Raw genomic sequence first — 664 nt, forward strand, 5'->3', positions numbered from 1 at the left:
AGCGGCCGCGGCAGTTTCACCGGCGTCGAATTGCCGTAGCCGGCGCGCGAATAGACGAACACGCCCGCGCCGGTCGCCGCCTGCAGCCTGTCCGGGAAGTCGCCCCACAGCCCGACCGAGCCGAGTCCTTCATGCAGCATCACAATGGTCGGCCCGCTCTCGGGCGACGGGCCGATCATGCGGTATTCGAGATGCGAGGCACCGACGGTGAGGAAGCCGGAGGCAGTGAGGGTTGTCATTATGACCGCTCCCTTCACCACACGGCGCAGTGAGCTCCCTCCCCCCTTGCGGGGGAGGGTTGGGGAGAGGGGTGGCCACGAGCACTGCCGTTGCGGCTTACCCCTCTCCCCAACCCTCCCCCGCAAGGGGGGAGGGAACGGCCGTCGCTTGCGGCAACACTCAGCGCTTCACTCAACGCACCCATCATGACTTCGCCGTCTCGCTATCCCGCAACTTGAACCGCTGAATCTTCCCGGTCGCCGTCTTCGGCAGACTATCGACCACATCGATCCAGCGCGGATATTTCCAAGGGCCGATCTTCTGCTTGACGTGCTCCTTGAGCACCTCATGCAGATCATCGCTCTTGGCGCCGGCGCGCAGCACGACGAAGGCCTTCGGCTTCAGCAATCCTTCCGGATCGGCCTCGGGCACCACGGCAGCCTCA

2 protein-coding genes are annotated in these 664 nt (G+C 65.4%); both read right to left on the minus strand.

Annotated features, from left to right (window positions below; translation table 11 throughout):
* Positions 1-239 (minus strand): alpha/beta fold hydrolase (locus J6524_RS37020; protein WP_376712134.1); only part of this gene is annotated, 239 nt, incomplete at its 3' end.
* Positions 240-423: 184 nt separating this feature from the next.
* Positions 424-664: AMP-binding enzyme (locus tag J6524_RS37025; RefSeq protein WP_446479905.1), on the minus strand; the 241-nt coding region annotated here is incomplete at its 5' end.

It is taken from the genome of Bradyrhizobium hereditatis (assembly GCF_020329435.1).
Taxonomy (GTDB): Bacteria; Pseudomonadota; Alphaproteobacteria; order Rhizobiales; family Xanthobacteraceae; genus Bradyrhizobium; species Bradyrhizobium hereditatis.